The following is a 6,716-nucleotide window of genomic DNA, read 5'->3' as shown; positions in this document are numbered from 1 at the left end:
TCCTTCAGGCGGCTTTCACACCGGCCCTCCGGGCGCTTCGTTCTTTCGTGTTTCAAGCTTATCAGATGTTTTCCGCTCCGTTTTCCGGAGTTTCATTCATCGAATTTGCTTGGGCCTTTCGGCGCTCCCGAACTCTATCAGAGTTTCTCGGGCCGTTTTCCCGCTCCGTGCTCGAATTTCATTTCGAGGACTTCGACTGGGGGCCGTCCCGTGGGGCAACCCGGAGAACATTACGCACCGGGTTGCCCCACGTCAAATCACACCTCGACGACGACCGGCAGGATCATCGGGCGGCGGCGGTAGTTGTCCGCCACCCACTTGCCGAGGGTCCGGCGCACCAGCTGCTGGACCTGACGGATCTCCAGAACGCCGTCGCCCGCCGAGCGGTCGAGCGCCTCCTGGAGCTTGGCCGCCACCGGGACGAACGCGGCGTCGTCGATGCCGGAACCCCGGGCCTGGATGCTCGGGCCACCGACGATCTTGCCGTTGGTGGAGTCCACCACGACGAAGCAGGAGATGAAGCCCTCCTCGCCGAGGATCCTGCGGTCCTTGAGCGAGGCCTCGGTGATGTCGCCGACCGAGGAGCCGTCCACGTAGACGTAGCCGGCCTGCACCTTGCCGACGATGCGGGCGACGCCCTTCTCCAGGTCGACGCAGACGCCGTCCTCGGCGATGACGACGCGGTTGCGCGGGACGCCGGTGGCGATGCCGAGGTCGGCCGCCGCCCGCAGGTGGCGCCACTCGCCGTGCACCGGCATGAGGTTGCGCGGCTTGCAGATGTTGAAGAAGTACAGCAGCTCGCCGGCCGAGGCGTGGCCCGAGACGTGCACCTTGGCGTTGCCCTTGTGGACGACCTTGGCGCCCCAGCGGGTCAGGCCGTTGATCACCCGGTAGACGGCGTTCTCGTTGCCGGGGATCAGCGAGGAGGCGAGCACGACGGTGTCGCCCTCGACGATGCGGATCTGGTGGTCGCGGTTGGCCATCCGGGACAGCGCGGCCATCGGCTCGCCCTGCGAACCGGTACAGATCAGCACGACCTCCTTGTCCGGCAGGTCGTCGAGCTGCTTGACGTCGACGACCATGTTGCCGGGCACCTTGAGGTAGCCGAGGTCGCGGGCGATGCCCATGTTGCGGACCATCGAGCGGCCGACGAAGGCGACCTTGCGCTTGTACTCGTGCGCGGCGTCCAGCACCTGCTGGATGCGGTGCACGTGGCTGGCGAAGGAGGCCACGATGATGCGCTTGTCCGCGTTGGCGAAGACATTGCGCAGCGCCGCGGAGATGTCCCGCTCGGACGGGATGAAGCCGGGGACCTCGGCGTTGGTGGAGTCCACCAGCAGCAGGTCCATGCCCTCCTCCGCCAGCTTGGCGAAGGTCGGCAGGTCGGTCAGCCGGCCGTCGAGCGGCAGCTGGTCCATCTTGAAGTCACCGGTGGCGACGACCATGCCGGCGGGCGTGCGCACGGCGACGGCCAGCGCGTCCGGGATGGAGTGGTTGACCGCGATGAACTGGCAGTCGAAGGGGCCGATCCGCTCGCGGTCGCCCTCGGCGACCTCCAGCACGTACGGGCGGATGCGGTGCTCGGCGAGCTTGGCCTCGATGAGCGCCAGGGTGAGCTTCGACCCGATCAGCGGGATGTCCGGGTTCTCCCGGAGCAGGAACGGGACGGCGCCGATGTGGTCCTCGTGGCCGTGCGTGAGGACGATGCCGTCGATCTTGTCCAGACGGTCCCGGATGTAGGTGAAGTCCGGGAGGATCAGGTCGACGCCGGGCTGCTCGTCCTCGGGGAAGAGGACGCCGCAGTCGACGATGAGAATGCGGTCCCCGTATTCGAAGACCGTCATGTTGCGGCCGATCTCACCGAGACCGCCGAGCGGGGTGATGCGCAGGGCGCCCGCCTTGAGGGCCGGCGGCGTGCCGAGTTCGGGATGCGGGTGGCTCAAAAGACTCTCCTCACGACGCACGCCATATGTCCGGGGTCCTCCCCCGTGAGACATATGGCGTGCGTTCTCCGTGTCGGTTTTCCTACCAGGTCTGTGCTCTCGCGCCTTCGGTCCGGTCCAGCGGCGGGCCCGTGAGGGTCCGGCGAGCCGGGGCGCGCACGTCTTTGTCTGTTACAGGTCTACCCCGCCGTCGGCGAGATCCTTCTTCAGTTGCGCGATCTCCTCCGGAGTCGCGCCGATCAGGGGCAGTCGCAGCGGGCCGGCCGGCAGACCCTGGAGGTCCAGCGCGGCCTTGGCGAGAATGACACCCTGGGTGCGGAAGATACCGGTGAAGACCGGCAGCAGGCGCTGGTGGACGGCCGTGGCCTTGGCCACATCCCCGGCCAGGTGGGCCTCGACCATGGCCCGCAGCTCGCCGGCCACCACGTGCCCGACCACGCTCACCACACCCACGGCCCCGACCGACAGCAGCGGCAGGTTGAGGATGTCGTCCCCGGAGTACCAGGCGAGGCCGGAGCGGGCGATCGCCCAGGACGCGGCACCGAGGTCGCCCTTGGCGTCCTTGTTGGCGACGATCCGCGGGTGCTCGCCCAGCCGGACCAGCGTCTCGTGGCTCAGCGCGACACCGCTGCGGCCCGGGATGTCGTACAGCATGACAGGAAGTTCGGTGGCGTCGGCGATCCGCACCGTGTGCCGGTACAGGCCCTCCTGCGGGGGCTTGCTGTAGTACGGCGTGACCGACAGCAGGCCGTGCGCGCCGGCGGCCGCGGCCTGCCGGGCCAGCTCGACGCTGTGGTGCGTGTCGTTGGTGCCGACGCCGGCCACCACGTGGGCCCGGTCGCCGACCGCCTCCACCACGGCGCGGACGAGCTGGGCCTTCTCGGCGTCACTGGTGGTCGGGGACTCGCCGGTGGTGCCGTTGACGACGAGGCCGTCGTTGCCGGAGTCGACGAGGTGCGCGGCGAGGCGCTGGGCGCCGTCGAGGTCGAGGCCGCCGTCGGCGGTGAACGGTGTCACCATCGCGGTCAGGACCCGGCCGAAGGGCGTCTGGGGGGTGGAGGTCGGAGCCATGTGTCCAAAACTACTCGTAGGCGGTGGGGCGACACCCAGGCCGGTCCAGTGTTCGGACGGCCGTGCCTCCGGAACGGTCCCGGATCGTCCCGGTACGGCCCCCGCGGAACCGGTGCCAGCAGCGGAAACATGGGATTCCGGTGCTGCGTGCTCGGGGGTTCAAGCAGCACCGGAATCCGTGTTCACGAGCGTAGGGAGAGGTCAGAAATGCCGCAATCCAGACATGCCCGGCACTGCCCCCGGATGCTCGTCGTCGCAGGTCAGGGCGCGACCCGGCCGTGCTTCTCGAAGGCCGCATGGGTGAGCGGCATGAGCTCCGCCCACTGCTCCTCCATCCGCTCGGCGACCATCTCGATCTCGCGCTGCGGGAACGACGGTACCGCCGCGTACTCCCGCTTGGTGCGCAGTGACAGGAAGTGCATCAGCGAGCGGGCGTTGCAGGTCGCGTACATCGAGGAGAACAGCCCGACCGGCAGCACCGCGCGGGCGACCTCGCGGGCCACGCCCGCCGCCAGCATCTCCTGGTAGCGCTCGTAGGCCTCGCGGTAGGCGGCCTCCATCGAGGCCGTGACGGTCCGGTGCTGCTCCGGGGTGCCGTCGACGAACTCGTAGCGCCCCGGCCGGCCCTGCTGGACCAGCTTGCGGTCCTCGGCGGGCACGTAGAAGACCGGCTGCAGCTCGCGGTACCGGCCGGACTCCTCGTTGTAGGACCAGCCGCTGCGGTGGCGGTGGAACTCGCGGAAGACGAAGATCGGCGCGCTGATGAAGAAGGTCATCGAGTTGTGCTCGAACGGCGTGCCGTGCCGGTCGCGCATCAGGAAGTTGATCAGGCCAGCGGACTTGTCCGGGTCCTGCTGGAGGGCCTCCAGGGACTGTTCCCCCGCCGTCGAGACCCGGGCCGCCCAGATGACGTCCGAGTCGGCGGCGGCGGCGCGGACCAGGTCTGCGGTGATGTCGCTGCGGAACCGGGGGGCGGTCGTGTCCTCGCTCAAGCGTTGCTCCTCGCGGGCTTGCCGATGGTGCTGCCGGCGCCTCCCGTGGCGGGGTCGGCGCCGGTGGTGCGGTGCAGCCGGATCGCGTGCTGCATGGTCCTGCGGGCGCGCGGCACGTCGCCGGCGTCGGCGTAGGCCACCGCGAGCCGGAAGAAGACCCGCCAGTCGCCCGGGGCGGCCTCGGCCTCGGCCTTGCGGCGGGCGAACACCGCGTCGGCCGAGGCGCGGTCGATCCGGCCGCCGTCGGTGCGCTCCAGCTCGTCGACCGGCAGACCGCCCTCGGCCTCCAGCTCGCGGGCGAGCCGCTCGCTGTCCCGTCCGAAGCGGACCGTCTGGCGCAGGAACCAGAAACCGACGACCGGGATGACGAAGGCGCACAGGCCCAGGCCGATGCCCAGCGGCTTGCCGGTGGCGACCAGTTGGACGCCCTCGCCGACGCAGATCAGCGCGACCAGGGCCAGGACTCCGGAGAGGACGAAGAAGCCGGTACGGGAGGTCATGCCGGGCTCACAGGTCCAGGAAGTGTTCGAGGCCCAGGGTGAGCCCGGGCGTCTCCACGACCTTGCGCACACCGAGCAGGATGCCCGGCATGAAGCTGCTGTGGTGCAGCGAGTCGTGCCGGAGGGTGAGGGTCTCGCCCTCGTCGCCGAACATCACCTGCTGGTGGGCGAGCAGACCGCGCAGCCGGACCGAGTGCACCGGCACCCCGTCGACGTCGGCGCCGCGGGCGCCGGGCAGGCCGTGGGTGGTCGGGTCCTGCTGCGGCGCGCGGCCGGCCTCCGCGCGGGCGGCGGCGATCAGCTGGGCGGTGCGGGTGGCGGTGCCGCTGGGGGCGTCCGCCTTGTGGTCGTGGTGCAGCTCGACGACCTCGACCGACTCGAAGTACTTGGCCGCGGCCTGCGCGAACTTCATGCCGAGCACGGCGCCGATGGAGAAGTTCGGCGCGATCAGCAGACCCAGCTCCGGCGCGGCGGCGAGCAGCCCCCGGACGGTGGCGAGCCGCTCCTCCGTCCAGCCGGTGGTGCCGGTGACCACGTGGATGCCGTGCGACAGGCAGTGGTCGAGGTTGCCCATCACCGAGTCGGGGTGGGTCAGTTCGACCGCGACCTGCACCCCGGCGTCGGTCAGCTCGGAGAGCGCCGAGCCCCGGCCGAGGGTGGCGACCAGTTCCAGGTCCGGGGCGGCCCCGACGGCCTTGACGGCCTCCGAGCCGATCCGGCCCCGGGCGCCGATCACAGCGACTCGCAGCGTCATGGTGAGTAGTCCCTTCAGGCCAGCAGGTCGGCCAGCTTGGCGGCCCGCTTGTCGGTGATCGGGCCGATCAGCGCGAGCGAGGGCCGGTACGCCCCCAGCACATCACGGGCGACCTCGTGCACGTCGTCCAGGGTCACCGCGGCTATCCGCGCCAGCATGTCGTCCACCGACAGGTGGTGGCCGTAGCTCAGTTCGGCCTTGCCGATCCGGTTCATCAGCGAGCCGGTGTCCTCCATGCCGAGCACGGTGGAGCCGGAGATCTGGCCGATCGCCCGCCGCAGCTCCTCCTCGGTGATGCCCTCGGCGACCACCTTGGCGAGCTCCTCGCGGCAGATCCGCAGCACCTCCTCGACCCGCTTGGGCTGGCAGCCGGCGTAGATGCCGAACAGGCCGCTGTCCGCGTACGAGGAGGAGTACGAGTACACCGAGTACGCCAGGCCGCGCTTCTCCCGCACCTCCTGGAACAGCCGCGAGCTCATCCCGCCGCCGAGGGCCGCGTTGAGCACGCCCATCGCCCAGCGGCGCTCGTCGTGCCGGGGCACCCCGGGCACGCCCAGCACCAGGTGGGCCTGCTCGGTGGAGCGGTTGAGCACCTCGACCCGGCCGGCGGTGCGCAGCGCCTTGACGCCGCGGCGGGCCTCGGTGGGGGCGGCCTCGGACTTGGCGAGCAGCGGTGCGAAGGCCCGCTCGACCTGCCGGACGACCTTGCGGTGGTCCAGGTTGCCGGCCGCGGCGACGACGAGGTGCTCGGGCCGGTAGCGGCGGTGGAAGAAGTTCGCGATCTGGTCGCGGGTGAGCGACCTGACGGTCTCCTGGGTGCCGAGGATCGGGCGGCCGAGCGGGCCGTTGCCGAAGATCACCTTGGCGAAGAGGTCGTGGACGACGTCACCCGGGTCGTCCTCGGCCATCGCCATCTCCTCGAGGATGACGCCGCGTTCGGCCTCGACGTCCTCCGGGCGGATCAGCGAGCCGGTGAGCATGTCGCAGACCACGTCGATGGCCAGCGGCAGGTCGGTGTCGAGCACCCGCGCGTAGTAGCAGGTGTTCTCCTTGGCGGTGAAGGCGTTCATCTCGCCGCCGACCGCGTCCAGGGCGGCCGAGATGTCCAGCGCGCTGCGCCGCTCGGTGCCCTTGAAGAGCAGGTGCTCCAGGTAGTGCGTGGCGCCGTTGAGCTGGGGGGTCTCGTCACGAGAACCGACCCCGACCCAGATGCCGAAGGTCGCGGAGCGCACCGTCGGCAGGGTCTCGGTGACGACGCGCAGGCCGCCGGGAAGGACGGTGCGGCGCACGATTCCGGCACCGTCCGCGCCCTTCAGCAGGGTTCGGGTCGTGCCGGGGCGCTGCGTCGCCGCCGAGGCCAGAGCCACGGGGGTACCTCCGTAGAAAGCAATCCGTCGAAGCATGGGGGGACAACAGGGTGCGGCCCGCACGCCGCTGGGGGCGTGCGGGCCGCGGG

General features: G+C 70.5%; 6 protein-coding genes. All 6 read right to left on the bottom strand.

Annotated elements, in window-relative coordinates:
- Window positions 1-257: 257 nt before the first annotated feature.
- A complete protein-coding gene (locus ADK60_RS33745) occupies window positions 258-1,943 on the bottom strand; it encodes a ribonuclease J (RefSeq protein WP_045941327.1) in 1,686 nt (561 codons plus the stop codon).
- Between the two features lie 171 nt (window positions 1,944-2,114).
- Window positions 2,115-3,014 (bottom strand): 4-hydroxy-tetrahydrodipicolinate synthase, encoded by a 900-nt coding sequence (gene dapA / locus ADK60_RS33740; RefSeq protein WP_045941328.1) that lies wholly within the window; start codon window positions 3,012-3,014, stop codon window positions 2,115-2,117.
- Window positions 3,015-3,274: 260 nt separating this feature from the next.
- A complete protein-coding gene (gene thyX / locus ADK60_RS33735) occupies window positions 3,275-4,006 on the bottom strand; it encodes an FAD-dependent thymidylate synthase (RefSeq protein ID WP_045941329.1) in 732 nt (243 codons plus the stop codon).
- Window positions 4,003-4,506 carry a hypothetical protein gene (locus ADK60_RS33730; protein WP_053650726.1) on the bottom strand — a complete coding sequence of 168 codons (504 nt, stop codon included), beginning with the start codon at window positions 4,504-4,506 and terminating at the stop codon, window positions 4,003-4,005. Before ADK60_RS33730 ends, thyX begins: the two co-directional genes overlap by 4 nt.
- A 7-nt stretch (window positions 4,507-4,513) precedes the next feature.
- Entirely contained in the window at window positions 4,514-5,260 is a 747-nt protein-coding gene (dapB, locus tag ADK60_RS33725) for a 4-hydroxy-tetrahydrodipicolinate reductase (RefSeq protein ID WP_053650725.1), read from the bottom strand.
- Between the two features lie 14 nt (window positions 5,261-5,274).
- A complete protein-coding gene (locus ADK60_RS33720) occupies window positions 5,275-6,663 on the bottom strand; it encodes a M16 family metallopeptidase (protein ID WP_079008913.1) in 1,389 nt (462 codons plus the stop codon).
- Window positions 6,664-6,716 lie beyond the last annotated feature (53 nt).

It is taken from the genome of Streptomyces sp. XY431 (genome assembly GCF_001279805.1).
GTDB lineage: Bacteria > Actinomycetota > Actinomycetes > Streptomycetales > Streptomycetaceae > Kitasatospora > Kitasatospora purpeofusca.
The sequence above is the reverse complement of the archived record's forward strand: the minus strand, read 5'-3'. Positions and strand labels throughout refer to the sequence as shown.